Genomic DNA, 21,004 nt, shown 5'->3' on the forward strand with positions numbered 1-21,004 from the left:
CGCGATGGGCCGCAAAGCGGCCCCAAAATCTCAAAGGCTGCGCTCCTGCTCCAACCAATCCACGAACCGCTCGATCAACGCCCCACGCCGCTTGCGCGGCGGTAAGACTACGTAATAGCCGCGTTCCGAGCGCAAACTCCCCTCCAGCGGCCGGCACAGCAACCCTTGCTCCACCAACCTGTCCACCAGGTGCGCCCAGCCAATCGCCACCCCTTGCCCGGCAATCGCTGCCTGAATCAGCAAGGTATAGTTATCAAACCGCAGCTGCCCCGCCGGCGGTGAGCTTTCCACACCAAACCCACGAAATACCCCCGCCCAGTCAAACCAGCGGCTGGCCTGCTCGCCCTTCAAATGCAGCAGCGGCAATCGTTGCAAAGCCACAGCTGACAAGGCTTTGCCATGAATCAGATGGGGGCTGCACACCGGGAACACTTCCTCATCGAATAGCCAGCGGCTTTCTCCTTGGTGAAAGCGTCCATCGCCAAACAGCACCGCCACATCAATGTCCGGGCGCAACATGCCCTGGCTGCGTTCACCCGTCACCAGGCTCACATCCACCTGTGGATAAGCCTCATGAAAGCGTTGCAGCCTTGGCATCAACCAGAACGCCGCAAAGGCAAAGTCGGTGGCCACCTGCAGCACTTCATGCTGGCCACGCCCGCTGGCCTGGGCGATACCGTCATCCATGGCCTGCAGCCCCTGTTGCACCTGTTCGAACAGCACCTGGCCAGCCTCGGTCAGCTCGATGCCCCGGTAAATGCGGTCAAACAGGCGCGTACCCAACTGTGCCTCCAGGCGCTTCACCTGCTGGCTCACTGCCGGCTGCGTGGTACCCAACTCCAGCGCCGCAGCGGTAAAGCCACGCAGGCGCGCAGCAGCCTCGAATACACGCAAGGTATCCAGCGACAACCCGGCAAGGTGGTCAAACATAAGCGTAGCTAATCCCAGTCATTGCCCGCCATGGGCTTTACCCATGTTATCCACAGTCGCATCTTGGTAGGCAAGCGGTTCGCATAACCCTCAACGATGGAAGCCCCCATGACGCGTCCGAATATCCTGTTCATCATGGCCGACCAGATGGCCGCGCCCTTGCTGCCGATCTACGGCCCTTCGCCCATCCAGATGCCGCACCTCGGCCGCCTGGCCGAGCACGCCGTGGTGTTCGACTCGGCCTACTGCAACAGCCCACTGTGCGCGCCATCACGCTTCACCCTGGTCAGCGGTCAGTTGCCCAGCCGTATTGGCGCCTACGATAACGCGGCCGACTTCCCTGCCGATGTGCCGACCTACGCCCATTACCTGCGTCGCCTGGGCTACCGCACCGCGCTGTCAGGCAAGATGCACTTCTGCGGCCCCGACCAGTTGCACGGCTATGAAGAACGCCTGACCAGCGACATCTACCCGGCCGACTACGGTTGGGCGGTGAACTGGGACGAACCCGATGTGCGTCCAAGCTGGTACCACAACATGTCCTCGGTGCTGCAGGCGGGTCCGTGCGTGCGCACCAATCAGCTGGATTTCGACGAGGAGGTGGTGTTCAAGGCGCGCCAGTACCTGTACGACCATGTGCGCGAAAACGATGGCCGGCCATTTTGCCTGACCGTTTCGATGACGCACCCGCACGACCCCTACACCATTCCCAAACGCTACTGGGACCGCTACGAAGGTGTGGATATCCCCATGCCCCGTGCCGAGTTCAGCCAGGCAGCACTCGACCCGCATTCGCAGCGCTTGCTGAAGGTCTACGACCTGTGGGACAAGCCATTGCCTGTGGACAAGGTCCGCGACGCCCGCCGCGCCTACTTCGGCGCGTGCAGCTATATCGATGACAACATTGGCCAACTGCTGCAGACCCTGGAGGAATGCAACCTGGCCGATGACACACTGATCGTGTTTTCCGGCGACCACGGCGACATGCTTGGCGAACGTGGCCTCTGGTACAAAATGCACTGGTTCGAAATGTCGGCGCGGGTGCCGCTGCTGATCCATGCGCCGAAGCACTTCGCAGCGGGCCGGGTCACTGCCTCGGTGTCGACCTGCGACCTGTTGCCAACCTTGGTCGAACTGGCTGGCGGCGCTGTGAGTAAAGACCTGCATCTGGATGGCCGCTCACTGTTGGGCCACCTGCAAGGGCAGGGCGGTCACGACGAGGTGATCGGCGAGTACATGGCCGAAGGCACCGTCGGCCCGCTGATGATGATCCGCCGCGGGCACTACAAGTTCGTGTACAGCGAAGACGACCCATGTCTACTCTATGACCTGAGCCGCGACCCGCACGAGCGTGAGAACCTCACCGGCAGCCCGGACCACCAGACGCTGCTACAGGCATTTGTCGATGAAGCGCAACGGCGCTGGGACATCCCCAGCCTGCGCCAGCAGGTACTGGCCAGCCAGCGCCGCCGCCGGCTGGTGGCTGAAGCGCTGGCCATCGGCAAGCTGAAAAGCTGGGACCACCAACCACTGGTGGACGCCAGCCAGCAGTACATGCGCAACCACATCGATCTCGATGACCTCGAACGCAAGGCACGTTATCCACAGCCCGCCCCCCTGGATTGAGAAGAGAGGCCGCCATGCACAAGTTCTCCGCCGCCGTGTTCGCCCTGGCCCTGAGCGCCACCACGGCCCACGCCGCAGACAGCGATGCGCAATGCAGTACCGTGAAAATGGCCGACCCCGGCTGGAGTGATATTGCCTCAACCAATGCCGTGGCACGCCTGTTACTGGAAAGCCTGGGTTACCAGGTGAAGATCGACAGCCTGGCCGTACCGATCATCTACGGCGGCCTCAAGGACGGCCAGGTCGACGCCTTCCTCGGCAACTGGATGCCCGCACATCAAGGTTTCCATGACAAGTTCATCGCCAACGGCGATGTGCAGCAGCTGTCGCGCAACCTGGAGGGAACCGAGTTCACCCTCGCAGTGCCCGACTATGTGTGGAATGCCGGGGTGAAGGACTTCGCTGACCTGCAAAAACACGCCGGGCAGTTCGACAAAAAGCTGTACGGAATCGGCTCCGGCGCCCCGGCCAACCTGTCGCTCAAGAAAATCATCGACAAGAATGAATTCAACCTCGGCCAGTGGAAGCTGGTGGAGTCCAGCGAGCAGGCGATGCTGGCCCAGGTCGACCGGGCGGTGAAGAAGCAGCAATTCATCACCTTCCTTGGCTGGACCCCGCACCCGATGAACGTGAAGCTGAAAATGCACTACCTGACCGGTGGTGAAAAGTGGTTCGGCAGCAAGGGCGAGGTATACACGCTGACCCGCAAGGGTTATCCACAAGCCTGCCCCAATGCGGCGAAGCTACTAGGTAACCTCAAGTTCACACTGGACATGGAAAACAGCATCATGGCCGAGGTGGTGGACAAGAAGATCAGTTTCGATGAAGCGGCCAAGGCCTGGGTGAAAGCGCATCCTGAACGATTGGATGGGTGGTTGGCCGGGGTTACCACCAAGGCCGATGGGGATGCCCTGGAGGCCGTCAAAGCCAAACTGTAATCTCACAAAGCAACACACCAACCCTGTGGGAGCGGGCGCGCCCGCGAACACCGGCAAAGCCGGTGCCAAGCAACGCGTTGGCTTTTTCGCGGGCATGCCCGCTCCCACAGGGCTTGGCGACCCCTTAAGGATTGTGGATAACCCATGCATCGCCTCTCTTTACTGCTGCCCTTCCTCAGCTGGCTTCCCCGCCAATCGGGCCGCAACCTGCGCCAGGACCTGCTGGTAGGCCTGAGCGGCGCCATCCTCGCCCTGCCGCAATCCATCGCCTACGCCCTGATCGCCGGCCTGCCCGCCGAATACGGGCTCTATGCTGCCGTTGTGCCGGTACTGATTGCCTGCCTGTGGGGCTCTTCCTGGTACCTGATCTGCGGCCCGACCGCGGCCATTTCCATCGTGCTCTACGCCAGCATCAGCCCGCTGGCCGTGGCCGGTAGCGCTGACTACATCACGCTGGTGTTGCTGCTGACCTTCCTCGGCGGCATTTTCCAGCTGCTGCTCGGGCTGTTGCGCTTCGGCGCGCTGGTCAACTTCGTCTCCCATTCCGTGGTGCTCGGTTTCACGCTGGGTGCCGCCATCGTCATTGCCTTGGGCCAGCTACCCAACCTGCTGGGCATGGCCCTGCCCAGCCAGGCCACCGCGCTGATGACCGTACAGGACCTGGCCAGCCACGCAGGCGAGGTCGACCTGCCTTCCTTGCTGCTGGGCCTGGCCACCGTCGTGATCGGTGTGGCCTTCAAACTCTGGCGCCCACGCTGGCCGAGCCTGTTGATAAGCCTGATCCTGGTCAGCTTGCTGGCCTGGCTGATGCCGGGCTTCTTTGGCCATGTGCCGCGGGTGGCAGCGTTCACCGGGCAACTCCCGCCTTTCAGCCCGCTGCCTTTGCTGGACGTGGAGCTCATGTTGCGTCTGCTGCCCAGCGCCGTGGCGGTAGGCATGCTGGGGTTGGTCACCAGTCTGTCGATTGCCCGTTCGTTGTCGGCACGTTCAGAACAACTGATCGACCCGGACCAGGAAATACGCGCACAGGGCCTGTCGAACATTGCCGGTGCATTTTTCTCTGGTTACCTGTCTGCCGGTTCCTTCACCCGCTCGGGCCTGAGCTATGAGGCGGGCGCCCGCTCGCCCATGGCCGGGGTGTTTTCGGCGCTGTGGGTGGCGTTGTTCGCGGTGACCGGCGCCGGCCTGATCGCGCACCTGCCGATACCGGCCATGGCCGGCAGCATTCTGCTGATCTGCTGGGGGTTGGTGGACCACCGAGGGATCCGTGCATTGTTCCGGGTCAGCCGCTCTGAGTTTCTGGTGATGGCGCTGACGGCTGCAGCGACATTGCTGCTGGAACTGCAGACGGCCATCTATGCCGGCGTGCTGGCTTCGCTGTTCTTCTATTTGAAGCGCACCTCACGACCACGGATCCAACAAAGCCGTGAAGGGGACGCGGATGTATTGCGGGTAGGTGGGTCGATTTTCTTTGGTGCGGCGCATTACCTGCAGGTGCGCTTGCAGCGCTGCCAGGGGCCGCATGTAGTGATCGATGCCCGGCAGGTGAATTTCATCGATTACTCGGGTGTGGATATGTTGCACCGCGAGGCGCGGCGGTTGCGGCGATTGGGGGGGAGTTTGACCTTGCACCGGGCCAGGCCGCAGGTGATCGAGGAGTTGCAGAAGCTGGAAGGGGTGGAGTTATGCCCGATCCGGTTTGAGGAATGAGGTTGGGATGCTGGGGCTGCTTTGCAGCCCATCGCGACACAAGGCCGCTCCCACAGAGGATCGGGGTACGACGTACTTTGTGGGAACGGCCTTGCGTCGCGATAGGGCCGCAAAGCGGGCCCGGCCATCTCAGCCCCGAGCGAGTTGCCGGCGCAGTTCAGCCAACACCGGCGCCGTATCCGGCCTCACGCCACGCCAGATAAAGAAGGCTTCAGCCGCCTGCTCGGCCAGCATCCCCAACCCATCCAGCACCTTGGCAGCCCCCAGCTTGGTCGCCCACTGGCAAAACGGCGTCGGCTCCTTGCCATACATCATGTCGTAGCAAACCGTACGACCCGCCTCGACCAGGCTGTCGGCAATCGGTGGTAATTCCCCGGCCAGGCTCGCCGAGGTGGCGTTGATGATCACATCCACAGGTTCCTGCAACCAGGCAAACCCGCTGGCCACCACCGGCCCCAGTTCATCGAACTCGCGCGCCAGCTGCTCGGCCTTTTCCACGGTACGGTTGGCAATCACCAGCGACTGCGGCTTGTGCGCCAGAATAGGCTCCAGCACGCCGCGCACGGCGCCACCGGCACCGAGGATGAGAATGCGCTTGCCCGCCAGCTCGACCCCGGCATTCACCGTCAGGTCACGCACCAGGCCAGCGCCGTCGGTGTTGTCGCCCTGCAGGGTGCCATCAGCCAGCTTGCTCAGCGTGTTCACTGCGCCTGCGCGCCGGGCACGCGGGGTCAGGCTGTCGCACAGGCGGTAAGCCTCTTCCTTGAACGGCACGGTGACGTTGCCGCCACTGCCTTGCTTGAAGAAGCCGCGCGCGCAGTCGCTGAACTCGTCCAGCGGCGCCAGCAGAGTGGCATATTCCAGGTCCTGACCGGTCTGCTCGGCGAACAGGCGGTGGATCAGCGGCGACTTGCTGTGGCCGATGGGGTTACCAAAAACGACGTACTGTTCCATGACGGCTCCTTGTTTATCCACAGGCTTACTGGCCGAGCCAGTCACGGTCTTGCAGGAAGTACTCTGTCAGGCGCGCTTCTTCACTGCCGGGCGCGGCCTTCCAGTCATAACCCCAACGCACCTGCGGTGGCAGCGACATGAGGATGGATTCGGTGCGGCCACCGGACTGCAGGCCGAACAGGGTGCCGCGGTCATAGACCAGGTTGAACTCCACGTACCGGCCACGGCGGTATTCCTGGAACTCGCGCTGCTGCGGGGTGTAGGGCGTGTTCTTGCGGCGCTGGACGATTGGCAGGTAGGCGTCGACGAAGGCATCGCCAATGGCGCGGATGAAGGCGAAGCAAGTGTCGAAGTCCCACTCGTTCAGGTCATCGAAGAACAAGCCGCCGATACCGCGTGGCTCGCCACGGTGCTTGAGGTGGAAGTAGCGATCGCACCAGGCTTTGTAGCGCGGGTACACGTCGGCGCCAAACGGCGCGCAAGCCTGCTCGGCCACTCGGTGCCAGTGAATGCAGTCTTCTTCGTTGCCATAGTATGGCGTCAGGTCAAAGCCGCCGCCAAACCACCATACGGCCTCTTCACCTTCCTTTTCGGCGATGAAGAAGCGAACGTTGGCGTGGGAAGTGGGCACATGCGGGTTGTGCGGGTGTATCACCAGCGACACACCCAAGGCTTCGAAGCCACGGCCTGCCAGTTCGGGACGGTGGGCACTGGCCGACGGCGGCAGGCCGCTACCAAACACATGGGAGAAGTTGACCCCACCTTTTTCGATCACTTTGCCCTCACCGATAACCCGCGTGCGGCCCCCGCCACCGGCTTCGCGCACCCAGGCGTCCTCGACGAAGCGGGCACCGCCGTCTTCTGTTTCGAGGGCAGAGCAGATGCGGTCTTGCAGGTCGAGCAGGTAGGCTTTCACGGCCTCGGTGCGGCTAGTCATCGGGTCACCAGGAACGGGCAGGGAAGAATTCGCCGCGTAGCATACCACCGCCAGCGCGCGCGCCGCAGTTGACGACGACCAAGCAAAGGCGTCCGATAGAAGGCCTTTCCCGATCCCGACTACAGGAGTGCGAGATGGCCAAGCGTATCCAGTTCAGCCAGCATGGCGGCCCGGAAGTGCTGCAGTTTGTGGAATTCGAACCCACCCCGCCCGGGCCACAACAGGTGCGTGTGCGTAACCATGCGATCGGCCTGAACTTCATCGACACCTACTTCCGAAGCGGGCTGTATGCGCCGCCGTCCCTGCCTTCTGGCCTGGGTACAGAAGCGGCAGGTGTGGTAGAGGCTGTGGGCGAAGGCGTGTCCCGGCTGAAGGTAGGAGACCGTGTGGCACATGCCGGCGGCCCGCTGGGCGCCTACAGCGAGGTGCATACGCTACCGGAAGCCAACCTGGTCAAGCTGCCGGACACCATCAGCTTCGAGCAGGCGGCGGCGGTGATGCTCAAGGGTTTGACCGTACAGTACCTGCTGAAGCAGACCTATGAGGTGAAGGCGGGTGATGTGATCCTGTTCCATGCCGCAGCCGGTGGTGTAGGGTCGCTGGCCTGCCAGTGGGCCAAGGCCCTGGGCGCCAAGCTGATCGGCACCGTGAGCTCTGCCGAGAAGGCAGAGCGGGCCAAGGCGCTGGGGGCTTGGGCGACCATCGACTACAGCCGTGAAGATGTGGCCAAGCGCGTACTGGAGCTGACCGACGGCAAAAAATGCCCGGTGGTGTATGACGGCGTGGGTGCCGACACCTGGCTGACCTCGCTGGACTGCCTGCGCCCGCGTGGGTTGATGGTGAGCTTTGGCAACGCTTCCGGTGCGGTGAGCGGGGTGAACCTGGGGATCCTGGCGCAGAAGGGCTCGCTGTATGTCACCCGGCCGACCTTGGCCACCTATGCCAACAATGCCGAGAACACCCAGGCCATGGCCGATGACCTGTTTGCGATGATTGCGAGCGGGAAGCTGGTTGTGGATATCCAGCAGCGGTATCCACTGAGCGAGGCGGCCCAGGCGCAGGCAGAGCTGTCGGCGCGGCGGACTGTAGGATCGACTGTACTAATCCCCTAAGCCACACACATTCCCTGTAGGAGCGGGTTTACCCGCGAAGAAGCCACCGCGATGGATGGCACCGGCTTTGCCGGTGTTCGCGGGCAAGCCCGCTCCCACAGGTACTGCGTCGGCTTCGATAGCTTCGCTATGCCTGTGAGGGTCGGTTTGTCGGCGGTGGAGTCGACTCGATGCCATCGAGTATCGCCTCGATCACACCCTCTGCCATCTCAATCGCATGCAGGTTCGACCAGAACATGCCACGGCCTTCTTCACGCATGTAGTCCAAAGCTTTGTAGCCGGTTTCGTAAGCGCTGCGCAGGTACAGGGCTACGTGGACCAGAGCGTCCTCGGCAGAAATGTTTGGGTTGACGGTGAAGAGTGGATCGTGGCCGGCATCGCAGCGGCCGAAGGGGCGGGTGGAGGTGCAGGGTAGGGGTGGATCAGGAACAATCTTCTTCATCACTAGATCTCGCTTCATGGCCCCACCCAGTCGTTACCACACGAATGGGTGGCAGCTGTACGCAGGGTGGTAAACCGGGTGGGAGATCTAAAACCCAGCAGGCACGAAGCCTCCTGCGAACAGCCGCCATGGACTGCCAAGATCACCCAGAACCCGGGTTACCACACCCGATCGCCAAGTTGTTCGGCGACGGTTTGAGCCTAGGGGCAGAGGTTCCCACTGAGAAGGTGATGGCAGAGGACGCGGGTCGTAGGATATTTCCGAAGTGGCTAGCTGGACAGCCATTTTGGCAATAATCAGAAAACACTGATCACGTAGAAAGCCACAGAAGGCCCATGTGTAGCACGCGAGAAAAAGATCCCGGCTTGACCGTACAGATTCGGAAGCGTAGCCTTTCTGCTTGAGGATGTGCTGGTGCGCCGGTTGAGTTTCAAGTTATCCGGGCGAGTGCATCCCCGCCATTTAGGCCGCTTAAGCGGCCTTTATTTTTTGGCTTGTTTCTATCCCCTTTCGGGATGATGGAATAGAGCTCTGCCTTGGGCTTGCGGGCCGTCAGTTCAAAAATCGCCTCATCGAAGACCTCGTTACCATAGCCATCATCGCGACCAAACGTGCTGCGAAGGGCAGTCATGTGCGTGGCACTTCTCCAGATCGACGTCGCAGCCAGTGCTGCCTTGATCTGCAGAATCATGTCATCGATGGTGTAACCATCTCGTACTACCCGGCTTCTGTAGGCATGGCTACCGATGAAAACGATGCCTGGGTCCTCAAGCTGTGGCAAATCCTGCCCGTCCTTCTGCCTATTGATCGCGTCAAACTGATCAGCGGTGAACCTACCAATTTCCACCGCCCTGACCCGGTGGTTGGACGCAAGCTGCTCAAGATTCGCCCTTATCAGGTACTCGGCATTTTCGAATAGCGGCATGTTCCCCAGTACTCCCGCCGATTGGCGACGGTTCTTGCTAGCGTCAAAGATCGAGCGCCGCACGTGCGACGCATGGCTAGCAAGCTAGGGGCTGGGGTTTATACAGGGAAGGTGAAGACTGTGGACGCAGGGAGTAAGAAATTTCCCAAACTCAGTACCGGACAGCCATTCGAGACATAATCAGAAAAATCTGCGGTGAATTGGCCCTAACCTCGTGGGAGCGGGCATGCCCGCGAACACGGGCGAAGCCCGTGCCAGGCACCGAGTTGTATTCTTCGCGGGCGCGCCCGCTCCCACAGGGGCCCGAGTCCCGAGCCAGGCCTGTGGATTGTTATCAACCCGGGCGAACGACTTCGCCGGTTGCCAGGTTGCGAATCACACTCGGGTTCTTCCGCCCGCCCAGCGCACCACCCAGCACCAGGTCCAACTGGCCATGGAAGTACTGCTCAACCCGCAAGCGGGTCTTCGCCGCCGGGCGCCCGCCAGGGTTGCACGAGGTGGAAATCAACGGCCCCACCAGCGCGCACAGCTCACGCACCACCGGGTGATCACTGACCCGCAGCGCCACCGTGTCATGCTGCCCGGTCACCCATTCGGGCAACAGGTCCTGGTGCGGCACCAGCCAGGTGTTCGGCCCCGGCCAGGTGCTGCTCATGCGGTCGATCCAGTCTTCGGGGAAGTCCTCGAACAGGAAGTCGAACTGACGGATGTTGTCAGCGATCAGAATCAGCCCTTTATCCACAGGACGCGACTTCAGCGCCAACAGGCGATACACCGCGTCCTCGTTCCATGGGTCGCAGCCCAGGCCCCAGACCGCTTCCGTCGGGTAGGCGATCACCGCGCCCGCCCGGATCTCACGTGCGGCTTGTTGCACACGAAAACTGCTCACCATTGCTGTTTCTCCGCCTATATACCTTGCATGTGAGCAGTGTACTTAGCCCGCGCGGGCAAACCAACGCCCGGCTTCATTGCTGACCCGGCCTTCCAGCTCCAGCTCGGTCAACTGCGCCAGCACGTCGGCCAGCGGCTGCTCGCTACAGTGGGCCAGGCTTTCACTGGTCTGGGGGGCGGCATGCAGCAGGGCAAGCAGGGGATGGTCGAACCTGTCCACAACCGCAGGCGGCAGGTTCTGCCAACCCTGCAAGCTTTCCAGAATCTGCTCCACAGTTTCCACCAGCAGCGCCCCATCACGAATCAGCTGGTGACAGCCCTTGGCCCCCGGGTGATGAATGGAGCCCGGAATGGCGTACACCTCGCGGCCTTGTTCCGCCGCCAGGCGCGCCGTGATCAGCGAGCCGCTGGCGAGGCTCGCCTCGACCACCAGCACACCGAGCGACAGCCCACTGATGATGCGGTTGCGCCGGGGGAAGTTGCCGGGCAGCGGCCCGGCATCCAGGGGATACTCGGAAACCAGCGCACTGCCGTTGTCGATCATCGCCTGCGCAAGGTCCCGATGCCGCTGTGGATAAAGTTTTTGCAAGCCCGTACCGAGCACGGCAATCGTGCCGCCGCCAGCCTGCAACGCGGCCCGATGAGCGGCACCGTCGACCCCCACCGCCAGCCCGCTGGTAATGGTGAAGCCGGCCTGCGCGAGGTAGCGGGAAAATGCCCGAGCGGTGTCGAGCGCCGGGGGTGTGGCACGTCTGCTGCCCACGATGGCCAGCTGAGGGCGATCGAGCAAGGCAGGTTCGCCAGCGACAAAAAGCAGCGGCGGGGCATCGTCGATTTCTGCCAGCAAGGCTGGGTAGTCTGGGCCGTCCCACATCAGCAAATGCTGGCCAGGGCGCTCCAGCCAAGCCATCGCAGCCAGTGCGCCATCGCGTACCTCGGCACTGCGCCGGGCATCGATGGTGGCTTGGGGAATGCCCAACGCTCGCCAGGCCGAAGCGGGAGCACTGAGCGCGGAGGAGGCACTGCCGAAGGCTTCGAGCAACGTTCGAAAGCGCCGCAGTCCAGCCTCGGGGAGGCGATGCAGGCGTAAGCGTGCCTCCAGTTCGGCAGGCGGGCAGGGCGACGAATGGTGACTGGGCATTGAGATCATCCTTGATCGAAACAGGGCCATTTACGTGGTACAAGCTGTGGATAACTCTGTGAGTAACACTTTGAAAAGCTGTCCATTGATTGGGGGCTATCAAGCCCATAGTCACCCTAGACGAGCTTGCCAGGTGCCGAAATCCCCGTTTCCCTTTATTATGTGTGCTCAGTTTTCAACCGAACGCACAGTGACTGCCTGACCTTATGGCCATCTTGAACATTCTCGAATTCCCGGACCCGCGCCTGCGCACCCTCGCCAAACCGGTGACGGAGTTCGACGACGCCCTGCGTCAGCTGATCGACGACATGTTTGAAACCATGTACGAAGCCCCTGGCATCGGCCTGGCCGCTACCCAGGTGAACGTGCACAAGCAGGTTGTGGTCATGGACCTCAGCGAAGACCGCAGCGAACCGCGCGTCTTCATCAACCCGTCGGTCGAAGAGCTCACCCATGACATGGGCCAGTACCAGGAGGGCTGCCTGTCGGTACCGGGCTTCTACGAGAACGTCGACCGCCCGCTGCGTGTCCGGGTCAAGGCCCAGGACCGCGACGGCAGGCCGTTCGAACTGGAATGCGAAGGCCTGCTGGCAGTGTGCGTACAGCACGAATTCGACCACCTCAACGGCAAGCTGTTCGTCGACTACCTGTCGCAGCTCAAGCGCGACCGGATCAAGAAGAAGCTGGAAAAGCAGCACCGCCAGCAAGCCTGATCCCCACCTTCCTGAAGGCTTGCTCCGGCAAGCCTTTTTCTTTTTTGAAGCGAGAACTCCATGCGCATCGTCTTTGCAGGCACTCCAGAGTTTGCCGCCGAACACCTCAAGGCCCTGCTCGACAGCCCCTACGAGATCGTGGCCGTCTACACCCAGCCCGACCGCCCGGCCGGCCGTGGCCAGAAGCTGATGCCAAGTGCGGTCAAGGCACTGGCCGTGGCCCATGACATCCCGGTGTTCCAGCCGCAGACCCTGCGCAACGCCGATGCGCAGGCCGAACTGGCCGCACTGAAACCAGACCTGATGGTAGTGGTCGCCTACGGCCTGATCCTGCCGCAGGTGGTGCTGGATATCCCGCGTCTGGGTTGCATCAACAGCCACGCTTCCCTGCTGCCACGCTGGCGCGGTGCCGCGCCGATCCAGCGTGCCGTGGAAGCTGGCGACGCCGAAAGCGGCGTGACCGTGATGCGCATGGAGGCCGGCCTGGACACCGGCCCGATGCTGCTCAAGGTAGTCACCCCGATCAGCGCCGACGACACCGGCGGCACCTTGCACGATCGCCTGGCCGAAATGGGCCCGCCCGCAGTGGTTCAGGCCATCGCCGGCCTGGCTGACGGTTCGCTGCAAGGTGAAGTACAGGACGATGCCCTGGCCACCTACGCGCACAAACTGAACAAGGACGAAGCGCGTATCGACTGGACCCGCCCGGCTGTCGAGCTGGAACGCCTGATCCGCGCCTTCAACCCATGGCCGGTGTGTCACAGCACTCTGGATGGTGAAAGCGTCAAGGTGCTGGCCGCCAACCTGTCCACAGGCCAAGGCGCCCCAGGCGAGATACTTTCCGCCAGCAAGGACGGCCTCGTAGTTGCGTGCGGTGACCAAGCCCTGAGCCTGACCCGCCTGCAACTGCCTGGCGGCAAGGCATTGAGCTTCAGTGATCTGTTCAACAGCCGCCGCGAGAAGTTCGCCGCTGGCAAGGTGCTGGGCCAATGAACCCACGCCTCGCCGCCGCCCGTGCGCTGGCCGCTGTGCTCAGCGGCAAGGCTTCGCTGAACAGCTCGCTGCCGGCGCAACTGGACAAGGTAGATGAACGCGACCGCGGCCTGACCCAGGACCTGGCGTTCGGCACCGCACGCTGGCAGCCACGCCTCGACCTGCTGGCCGCACAGCTGCTGCAAAAGCCCTTCAAGGCAGCCGATGCCGATGTTCAGGCGCTACTGCTGGTCGGCCTGTACCAGCTGTTCTACACCCGCATTCCGGCCCATGCCGCCATCGGCGAGACCGTGGGCTGTGCCGACAAGCTGAAGAAGCCGTGGGCCAAGGGCCTGCTCAATGCCGTGCTGCGCCGAGCCCAGCGCGAAGGCGAGGAACTGCTCGCCGGCATGGAGCGCGACCCGGTGGTGCGTACCGCCCACCCGCGCTGGTTGCAGAAGGCGCTGAAAGCCTTCTGGCCGGAGCAGTGGGAAGCCATCTGCACCGCCAACAATGCCCACCCGCCGATGATTCTGCGGGTCAACCGCCGTCACCATAGCCGCGATGCCTACCTGGCACTGCTGGCCGAAGCCGGCATTGGCGCCAGCGCATGCCAGTACAGCCGGGATGGCATCGTGCTGGCCGAAGCCTGCGACGTGCGCGGCCTGCCAGGCTTCGCCGAAGGCTGGGTGAGCGTGCAGGACGAAGCTGCGCAGCTAGCTGCCGACCTGCTGGAACTGGCCCCCGGCCAACGCGTGCTCGATGCTTGCTGCGCACCGGGCGGCAAAACCTGCCACCTGCTGGAGGCCGAGGCCGGCCTGGCGCACGTCGTGGCCATCGATCTCGAAGCCAAGCGGCTGACCCGCGTGCGAGAAAACCTCGACCGCCTGCAACTGGATGCCGAGCTGATCGCCTGCGATGCCCGCGACACTGCCAGCTGGTGGGACGGCAAGCCATTCCAGCGCATTCTGCTCGACGCGCCGTGCTCGGCCACCGGCGTGATTCGCCGCCACCCGGACATCAAACTGGCCCGCCAAGCCGACGACATCCCGGCTTTGGCCACGCTGCAAGGCGAACTGCTCGATGCCCTGTGGCCGACCTTGGAAGTGGGCGGCATGCTGCTATACGCCACCTGCTCCACCTTGCCGACCGAGAACACTGAAGTGATCAAAGCCTTCCTCGCGCGCACCCCGGGCGCCCGTGAGCTGGACCTGGCGACCGAAGCCGGCCTGCGCCAGCCCCACGGCCGTCAACTGCTGGCCCAGGAAGGCGGCCACGACGGTTTCTACTATGCCAAGCTGATCAAGATCGCCGCCTCGCGCGGATAAGAACAAAGGATAGGGAGTAGCGCATGAAGATCATCATCCTCGGCGCAGGGCAGGTAGGCGGTACGCTGGCTGAACACCTGGCCAGCGAAGCCAACGACATTACCGTGGTCGACACCGACGGCGACCGCCTGCGCGACCTCGGCGACCGCCTGGACATCCGCACTGTCCAGGGCCGCGGTTCGCTGCCGACGGTGCTGCGTCAGGCCGGTGCCGACGACGCCGACATGCTGGTGGCGGTAACCAACAGTGACGAGACCAACATGGTTGCCTGCCAGGTGGCCTATTCGCTGTTCCATACACCGACCAAGATTGCACGGGTGCGCGAATCGTCCTACCTGACCCGCGAAGAGCTGTTCGACAACGACCATATCCCGGTCGACGTTCTGATCAGCCCCGAGCAGGTGGTGACCAATTACATCAAGCGCCTGATCGAACACCCAGGCTCGCTGCAGGTGATCGACTTCGCCGAAGGCAAGGCCCAACTCGTGGCAGTGAAGGCCTACTATGGCGGCCCGCTGGTCGGCCAGCAGTTGCGCCAGATCCGAGCGCACATGCCCAACGTCGACACCCGCGTGGCGGCCATCTTCCGCCGCGACCGGCCGATCACCCCGCGTGGCGATACGGTGATCGAAGCCGACGACGAGGTGTTCTTCATTGCCGCGAAGAAGGATATCCGCGCGGTGATGGGCGAACTGCGCCGCATCGACGAGACTAATAAACGCATTGTCATCGCCGGCGGCGGGCAGATTGGCGAGCGCCTGGCGGAAGCCATCGAAAGCCGATATCAGGTGAAGATCATCGAGATGAGCCCGGCGCGTTGTCGGCACCTCTCCGATACCCTCGAAAGCACTGTAGTGCTGCAGGGCAGCGCCTCGGACAAAGACCTGATGCTCGAAGAGAACATCGCCGACGCCGATATTTTCCTGGCCCTGACCAACGATGACGAAGCCAACATCATGTCGTCCTTGCTGGCCAAGCGCCTGGGCGCAGGCAAGGTGATGACCATCATCAACAACCCGGCTTATGTCGACCTGGTGCAGGGCGGCGATATCGACATTGCCATCAGCCCGCAGCTCGCCACCATCGGCACCCTGCTGGCGCACGTCCGTCGCGGCGACATCGTCAGTGTGCACTCGCTGCGCCGTGGTGCAGCCGAGGCTATCGAGGCGGTGGCACACGGGGACTCGAAGTCGAGCAAGGTGGTCGGCAAGGCAATCGAGGACATCACGCTGCCACCGGGCACCACGATTGGTGCGATCATCCGTGATGAAGAGGTGATGATTGCCCATGACGACACCATGATCGAATCAGGGGACCATGTGATCCTCTTCGTCGTGGATAAAAAGCATATTCGCGATGTGGAGAAGCTGTTCCACGTCGGCTTGAGTTTCTTCTAGGAGAAGAGGGCATGCGCGAATCGCTGGAGAAGATGCTGGCCAAAGGTGTGGATAACCCGCTGCTGAGGTTTGGCCTGGGCAAGGCCTGGCTGGATGAAGGCAACGGCGCTGAAGCAGCGGTGCACCTGGCGCGCTGTGTAGAGCAGGACCCGAAATACTCGGCAGCATGGAAGCTGCTGGGCAAGGCCTATCAGTTGCAGGGCGACCTGGCGGCGGCGCGCAAGGCGTGGGAAGACGGGATCGTGGCGGCGCAGGCCCATGGTGACAAGCAGGCCGAAAAAGAGATGACCGTATTCCTGAAGAAGCTCAACAGAGCAGCGGGTTGACGCGGCCCCTGTAGGAGCGGGTTTACCCGCGAATGCGTCGGTGAATCCAACATCGCATTCGCGGGTAAACCCGCTCCTGCCAGAGGGCGGTGAATGGCTTAATACCAGCGCGGTTCGCCGGCCGGGCGCTTCTTGAAGCGCTTCATGCTCCACATGTACTGGCTCGGGTACTCGCGCACATAACGCTCGACCACCTTGCTCATCGCCGCCGCCGACACATTCACGTCGGTGCTGTACATCTCCTCTGGCGCCGCCTCCAGGAACACCTTGAAGCCCGAGCCATCCGGCAACCGCAGCGCATGCAGGAACACGCCTACCGCCTTGCCACCGGCCAGCATGTTCGGCACGAACTTGCTGGTCAGCGCCTGGGTGCCGAGGAACGGCACGAACACGCCCGCCGATTCCGCCGGCTCCGGGTCGGCAGGAATACCCACCTGGCCACCACGGCGCACTTCCTTGATCACGCTGAGGATGCCTTCCTTGGTCGACGGCGCCACGCGATTGCCCATCTGCACGCGCTGCTCGCGCAGCAGATCATCCACCGCCTTCAGCTTCGGCGGGCGGTAGAAGATGATCGGTTTGCACTGGTTGCAGTAGAAGTGGTTCAGCACTTCCCAGTTGCCCAGGTGGCTGGTGATGCCGACCACGCCTTTACCCGAGGCCAAAGCCTGCTCCAGCACTTCCAGGCCATGCACTTCCTTGACCAGCTCCAGCGAGCGCTGCGGCGGCCAGATCCAGGCACAGGCACTTTCGACAAAGGATTTACCGATATCCCGCAACGCCTGGCCAACCAGTTGCTCACGGGCAACCGGGTCCATCTCCGGGAAACATTTGGCCAGGTTGATCCGTACCACGTTGCGCGAACTGTTGGGGATTTTCCACATCAGCCAGCCAATACCGGCGCCGACACGCTGCACAGCGCCCCAGGGCAGCTTGGCAAACAGGCGCAGCACCCCGACCATCAGGGCGCCCTTGAACTTTTCCACAGGCGAATTCCTTATTTCAGCAAGGCGCGCATTGTAACCCCTCAGCGCAACAAGGCGGCGTAGCGATCGCAGTCGGTGGTGTGGTCCATGACCATGCCCGTGGCCTGCATGAAGGCGTAGCAGATGGTCGGACCGACGAACGTGAAGCCAGCTTTCTGCAGGGCCTTGCTCATTGCCTTGGCTTCATCGGTAACCGCCGGCACCTCGCCGCGCGCCTTGAAGTGGTTGATCTTCGGCGAGCCGCCGACGAACGACCACAGCCATTCGGCAGGGTTATCCACAGCAAGCCAGGCCTGGGCGTTGCGCCTTGCGGCCTTGAGCTTGAGGCGATTGCGGATGATGCCTGCATCCTGCATCAATTCTTCGATACGTTCGTCGCTCATGGCCGCCAGCTTTACCGGGTCGAAGCCGTACATCACCTGGCGATAACGCTCGCGTTTGCGCAAAACGGTAATCCACGAAAGCCCCGCCTGGAACCCTTCGAGCAAAAGCATCTCGAAGAGCAACGCCGGGTCGCGCTGTGGCATTCCCCATTCCTGGTCGTGGTAGGCCTGGTACAACGGATCGTCGGTACACCAAAAGCAGCGTGGCATAAGGCTCCAATGAGTAGAGGGCGAGGCGAATCAGGTTATACTCCCGCTCTTTACATCCGCATCCCCAGATACAGGTGAATTTCGTGAGCCAGCCTACGCCAGCCGTGCGTACCTTCCAAGACCTGATCCTCGCCCTGCAGAACTACTGGGCGGCTCAAGGTTGTGTGGTACTTCAGCCCTACGATATGGAAGTAGGCGCCGGCACTTTCCACACCGCTACATTCCTGCGCGCCGTGGGTCCAGAAACCTGGAACGCCGCCTATGTGCAGCCTAGCCGTCGTCCTGCCGACGGGCGGTATGGCGAAAACCCCAACCGCTTGCAGCACTACTACCAGTTCCAGGTGGTGCTCAAACCGAACCCGGCCAACTTCCAGGAGCTGTACCTCGGCTCGCTGAAAGCCATCGGCCTGGATCCGCTGGTGCACGACATTCGTTTCGTCGAAGACAACTGGGAATCGCCGACCCTCGGCGCCTGGGGTCTGGGCTGGGAAATCTGGCTCAACGGCATGGAAGTCACTCAGTTCACCTACTTCCAGCAGGTAGGCGGCATCGAGTGCTACCCGGTCACCGGTGAAATCACCTACGGCCTGGAGCGCCTGGCCATGTACATCCAGGGCGTCGATTCGGTGTACGACCTGGTGTGGGCCGACGGCCCGTTCGGCAAGGTCACCTACGGCGACGTGTTCCACCAGAACGAGGTGGAGCAGTCGACCTACAACTTTGAACATGCCAACGTCGACAAGCTGTTCGAACTGTTCGATTTCTACGAAAGCGAAGCCAACCGCCTGATCAAGCTGGAGCTGCCGCTGCCGACCTATGAAATGGTCCTGAAGGCCTCGCACACCTTCAACCTGCTGGACGCCCGCCGCGCCATCTCGGTAACCGAGCGCCAGCGTTACATCCTGCGTGTACGTACCCTGGCCCGGGACGTGGCGCAAAGCTATCTGCAAGCCCGCGCACGCCTGGGCTTCCCGATGGCCACCCCTGAACTGCGTGACGAAGTGTTGGCTAAGCTGGAGGCTGCACAATGAGTGCTCAAGATTTTCTGGTAGAACTGGGCACCGAAGAGCTGCCACCCAAGGCCCTCGCCAACCTCGGCGACGCCTTCCTGGCCGGTATCGAAAAAGGCCTGCAGGCTGCTGGCCTGAACTACACCGCCAAGCAGGTGTACGCCGCGCCGCGTCGTCTGGCCGTACTGATTCGCCAGCTGGACGTGCAGCAGCCTGACCGCAGCATCAACATCGACGGCCCACCCCTGCAGGCAGCCTTCAACGCCGAAGGCGAGCCGACCCAGGCTGCGCTGGGCTTCGCCAAGAAATGCGGTGTTGAACTGGCCGAAATCGACCAGAGCGGCCCCAAGCTGCGCTTCTCCCAGCACATCCCGGGCAAGGCCACCACAGACCTGCTGCCGACCATCGTCGAAGATTCGCTGAACGACCTGCCGATCCCCAAGCGCATGCGTTGGGCGACCAGCCGTGAAGAGTTCGTACGCCCGACCCAATGGCTGGTAATGCTGCTGGGCGACCAAGTGGTCGACTGCACCATTCTGTCGCAGAAGGCAGGCCGTGAATCCCGTGGCCACCGCTTCCACCATCCGGAATCCGTGGTCATCACCACCCCGGCCAACTATGTCGAGGACCTGCGTAAAGCTTACGTGCTGGCCGACTTCGCCGAGCGCCGCGAGCTGATCAGCAAGCGTACCGCCGAGCTGGCCATGCAGCAGGAAGGCACGGCCATCGTGCCGCCGGCGCTGCTGGACGAAGTGACTGCTCTGGTCGAATGGCCAGTGCCGCTGGTGTGCTCGTTTGAAGAGCGTTTCCTTGAGGTGCCGCAGGAAGCCCTGATTACCACCATGCAGGACAACCAGAAGTACTTCTGCCTGCTGGACAGCGAAGGCAAGCTGCTGCCGCGCTTCATCACCGTGGCCAACATCGAAAGCCGCGATCCGAAGCAGATCGTGCAAGGCAACGAAAAGGTCGTGCGCCCACGCCTGACCGACGCCGAGTTCTTCTTCAAGCAGGACAAGAAGCAGCCACTGGAAACCTTCAACGAGCGCCTCAAGAACGTGGTGTTCCAGGCTCAGCTCGGCACCGTGTACGACAAGGCCGAACGTGTTTCCATGCTGGCCGCCTTCGTCGCCCCGCTGATCGGCGGCGACGCCCAGCGCGCTGGCCGTGCCGGCCTGCTGTCGAAGTGCGACCTGGCCACCGAGATGGTCGGCGAATTCCCTGAAATGCAGGGTGTTGCCGGTTACTACTACGCGCTCAACGACGGTGAGCCGGAAGATGTAGCCCTGGCCCTGAACGAGCAGTACATGCCGCGCGGTGCAGGCGCCGAGCTGCCGCAGACCCTGACCGGTGCTGCCGTGGCCATCGCCGACAAGCTCGACACCCTGGTGGGCATCTTCGGCATCGGCATGCTGCCTACCGGCAGCAAGGACCCGTACGCCCTGCGCCGTGCTGCTCTGGGCGTGCTGCGTATCCTGATCGAGAAGCAACTGGACCTGGACCTGACCGGTGCGGTCGAGTTCGCGGTCAAGCAGTTCGGCGCCAAGGTCAAGGCCGCCGGCCTGGCCGAGCAAGTACTGGAGTTCATTTTCGACCGTCTGCGCGCGCGTTACGAAGACGAAGGCATCGATGTGGCCACGTACCTGTCGGTACGTGCACTGCAGCCAGGCTCCGCGCTGGACTTCGACCAGCGCGTACAAGCCGTGCAGGCGTTCCGCAAACTGCCGGAAGCCGAGGCCCTGGCTGCGGTGAACAAGCGCGTGTCGAACCTGCTGAGCAAGGCCGAAGGTGCCATCGCCGAGCAGGTCGAACCGAAGTACTTCGACAATGCCAACGAGTTTTCCCTGTACTCGGCCATCCAGCAGGCCGACCAGGCCGTGCAACCGATGGCTGCGGCACGTCAGTACAGCGAATCGCTGGCCCGCCTGGCGGCCCTGCGTGACCCGGTCGATGCCTTCTTCGAGGCGGTCATGGTCAACGCCGAAGACGCCAAGGTACGTGCCAACCGTTATGCCCTGCTCAGCCGTCTGCGCGGCCTGTTCCTGGGCGTGGCTGACATTTCGCTGCTGGGGTAAG

Annotated in this window: 20 protein-coding genes; 11 read left to right on the plus strand and 9 right to left on the minus strand. The window is 62.6% G+C overall.

Annotated features, from left to right (window positions below; all coding sequences use genetic code 11):
* Positions 1–30: 30 nt before the first annotated feature.
* On the minus strand, positions 31–930 hold the full coding sequence (locus ACF8EF_RS08955) for a choline sulfate utilization transcriptional regulator (protein WP_392461445.1): 900 nt from the start codon (positions 928–930) through the stop codon (positions 31–33).
* Between the two features lie 108 nt (positions 931–1,038).
* On the opposite strand from ACF8EF_RS08955, the gene betC reads away from it, so the two are divergent.
* The 3 genes from betC (at position 1,039) to ACF8EF_RS08970 (ending at position 5,204) form a co-directional block, all read left to right on the plus strand.
* Complete coding sequence (betC, locus tag ACF8EF_RS08960) at positions 1,039–2,556, plus strand: choline-sulfatase (protein ID WP_176682982.1); 1,518 nt, start codon at positions 1,039–1,041, stop codon at positions 2,554–2,556.
* A 14-nt stretch (positions 2,557–2,570) separates the two neighbouring features.
* Positions 2,571–3,494, plus strand: coding sequence for a choline ABC transporter substrate-binding protein (gene choX, locus ACF8EF_RS08965; protein WP_021784562.1), 924 nt, complete (start codon positions 2,571–2,573; stop codon positions 3,492–3,494).
* 144 nt (positions 3,495–3,638) lie between these two features.
* A complete protein-coding gene (locus tag ACF8EF_RS08970) occupies positions 3,639–5,204 on the plus strand; it encodes a SulP family inorganic anion transporter (RefSeq protein ID WP_176682980.1) in 1,566 nt (521 codons plus the stop codon).
* Between the two features lie 129 nt (positions 5,205–5,333).
* Here the strand turns inward: ACF8EF_RS08970 and aroE are convergent, their stop codons facing one another.
* Positions 5,334–6,158 (minus strand): shikimate dehydrogenase, encoded by an 825-nt coding sequence (gene aroE, locus ACF8EF_RS08975; RefSeq protein WP_392461446.1) that lies wholly within the window; start codon positions 6,156–6,158, stop codon positions 5,334–5,336.
* A 25-nt stretch (positions 6,159–6,183) separates the two neighbouring features.
* A complete protein-coding gene (gene hemF / locus ACF8EF_RS08980) occupies positions 6,184–7,095 on the minus strand; it encodes an oxygen-dependent coproporphyrinogen oxidase (RefSeq protein WP_104960527.1) in 912 nt (303 codons plus the stop codon).
* A 134-nt stretch (positions 7,096–7,229) separates the two neighbouring features.
* On the opposite strand from hemF, the gene ACF8EF_RS08985 reads away from it, so the two are divergent.
* Entirely contained in the window at positions 7,230–8,207 is a 978-nt protein-coding gene (locus tag ACF8EF_RS08985; protein ID WP_176682978.1) for an NADPH:quinone reductase, read from the plus strand.
* A 127-nt stretch (positions 8,208–8,334) separates the two neighbouring features.
* On the opposite strand, the gene ACF8EF_RS08990 is transcribed toward ACF8EF_RS08985, so the two are convergent.
* The 4 genes from ACF8EF_RS08990 to dprA form a co-directional block, all read right to left on the minus strand.
* Positions 8,335–8,649: a hypothetical protein gene (locus ACF8EF_RS08990; RefSeq protein WP_181005132.1), complete on the minus strand. Its 315-nt coding sequence runs from the start codon at positions 8,647–8,649 to the stop codon at positions 8,335–8,337.
* A 430-nt stretch (positions 8,650–9,079) separates the two neighbouring features.
* On the minus strand, positions 9,080–9,574 hold the full coding sequence (locus tag ACF8EF_RS08995) for a hypothetical protein (protein WP_392461448.1): 495 nt from the start codon (positions 9,572–9,574) through the stop codon (positions 9,080–9,082).
* A gap of 334 nt (positions 9,575–9,908) precedes the next feature.
* A complete protein-coding gene (locus ACF8EF_RS09000; RefSeq protein ID WP_014859478.1) occupies positions 9,909–10,466 on the minus strand; it encodes an L-threonylcarbamoyladenylate synthase in 558 nt (185 codons plus the stop codon).
* A gap of 42 nt (positions 10,467–10,508) precedes the next feature.
* A complete protein-coding gene (gene dprA / locus ACF8EF_RS09005) occupies positions 10,509–11,606 on the minus strand; it encodes a DNA-processing protein DprA (RefSeq protein ID WP_019436826.1) in 1,098 nt (365 codons plus the stop codon).
* 206 nt (positions 11,607–11,812) lie between these two features.
* Between dprA and def the strand changes: the two genes are divergently transcribed.
* Genes def through ACF8EF_RS09030 form a run of 5 tightly spaced genes read left to right on the plus strand, consistent with a single transcriptional unit; the run spans position 11,813 to position 16,342 of the window.
* Positions 11,813–12,319, plus strand: a complete 507-nt coding sequence (gene def, locus ACF8EF_RS09010) for a peptide deformylase (RefSeq protein WP_392461449.1) — start codon at positions 11,813–11,815, stop codon at positions 12,317–12,319.
* Positions 12,320–12,379: 60 nt separating this feature from the next.
* Complete coding sequence (gene fmt / locus ACF8EF_RS09015; RefSeq protein WP_176682977.1) at positions 12,380–13,312, plus strand: methionyl-tRNA formyltransferase; 933 nt, start codon at positions 12,380–12,382, stop codon at positions 13,310–13,312.
* On the plus strand, positions 13,309–14,619 hold the full coding sequence (gene rsmB / locus ACF8EF_RS09020; RefSeq protein ID WP_176682976.1) for a 16S rRNA (cytosine(967)-C(5))-methyltransferase RsmB: 1,311 nt from the start codon (positions 13,309–13,311) through the stop codon (positions 14,617–14,619). Before fmt ends, rsmB begins: the two co-directional genes overlap by 4 nt.
* A 23-nt stretch (positions 14,620–14,642) precedes the next feature.
* Complete coding sequence (trkA, locus tag ACF8EF_RS09025; RefSeq protein WP_010951472.1) at positions 14,643–16,016, plus strand: Trk system potassium transporter TrkA; 1,374 nt, start codon at positions 14,643–14,645, stop codon at positions 16,014–16,016.
* Positions 16,017–16,027: 11 nt separating this feature from the next.
* Positions 16,028–16,342: a tetratricopeptide repeat protein gene (locus ACF8EF_RS09030; protein ID WP_003253119.1), complete on the plus strand. Its 315-nt coding sequence runs from the start codon at positions 16,028–16,030 to the stop codon at positions 16,340–16,342.
* Positions 16,343–16,440: 98 nt separating this feature from the next.
* Here the strand turns inward: ACF8EF_RS09030 and ACF8EF_RS09035 are convergent, their stop codons facing one another.
* Entirely contained in the window at positions 16,441–17,328 is an 888-nt protein-coding gene (locus tag ACF8EF_RS09035) for a lysophospholipid acyltransferase (RefSeq protein WP_003253121.1), read from the minus strand.
* A gap of 41 nt (positions 17,329–17,369) precedes the next feature.
* Positions 17,370–17,921 (minus strand): DNA-3-methyladenine glycosylase I, encoded by a 552-nt coding sequence (locus ACF8EF_RS09040; protein ID WP_209969012.1) that lies wholly within the window; start codon positions 17,919–17,921, stop codon positions 17,370–17,372.
* An 83-nt stretch (positions 17,922–18,004) separates the two neighbouring features.
* On the opposite strand from ACF8EF_RS09040, the gene glyQ reads away from it, so the two are divergent.
* Positions 18,005–18,952, plus strand: coding sequence for a glycine--tRNA ligase subunit alpha (glyQ, locus tag ACF8EF_RS09045; protein ID WP_003253126.1), 948 nt, complete (start codon positions 18,005–18,007; stop codon positions 18,950–18,952).
* Positions 18,949–21,003 carry a glycine--tRNA ligase subunit beta gene (gene glyS, locus ACF8EF_RS09050; RefSeq protein WP_392461451.1) on the plus strand — a complete coding sequence of 685 codons (2,055 nt, stop codon included), beginning with the start codon at positions 18,949–18,951 and terminating at the stop codon, positions 21,001–21,003. The genes glyQ and glyS overlap by 4 nt, the downstream gene beginning before the upstream one ends.
* Position 21,004 lies beyond the last annotated feature (1 nt).

The organism is Pseudomonas sp. zjy_15 (assembly GCF_043101865.1).
Classification (GTDB): domain Bacteria; phylum Pseudomonadota; class Gammaproteobacteria; order Pseudomonadales; family Pseudomonadaceae; genus Aquipseudomonas; species Aquipseudomonas putida_Y.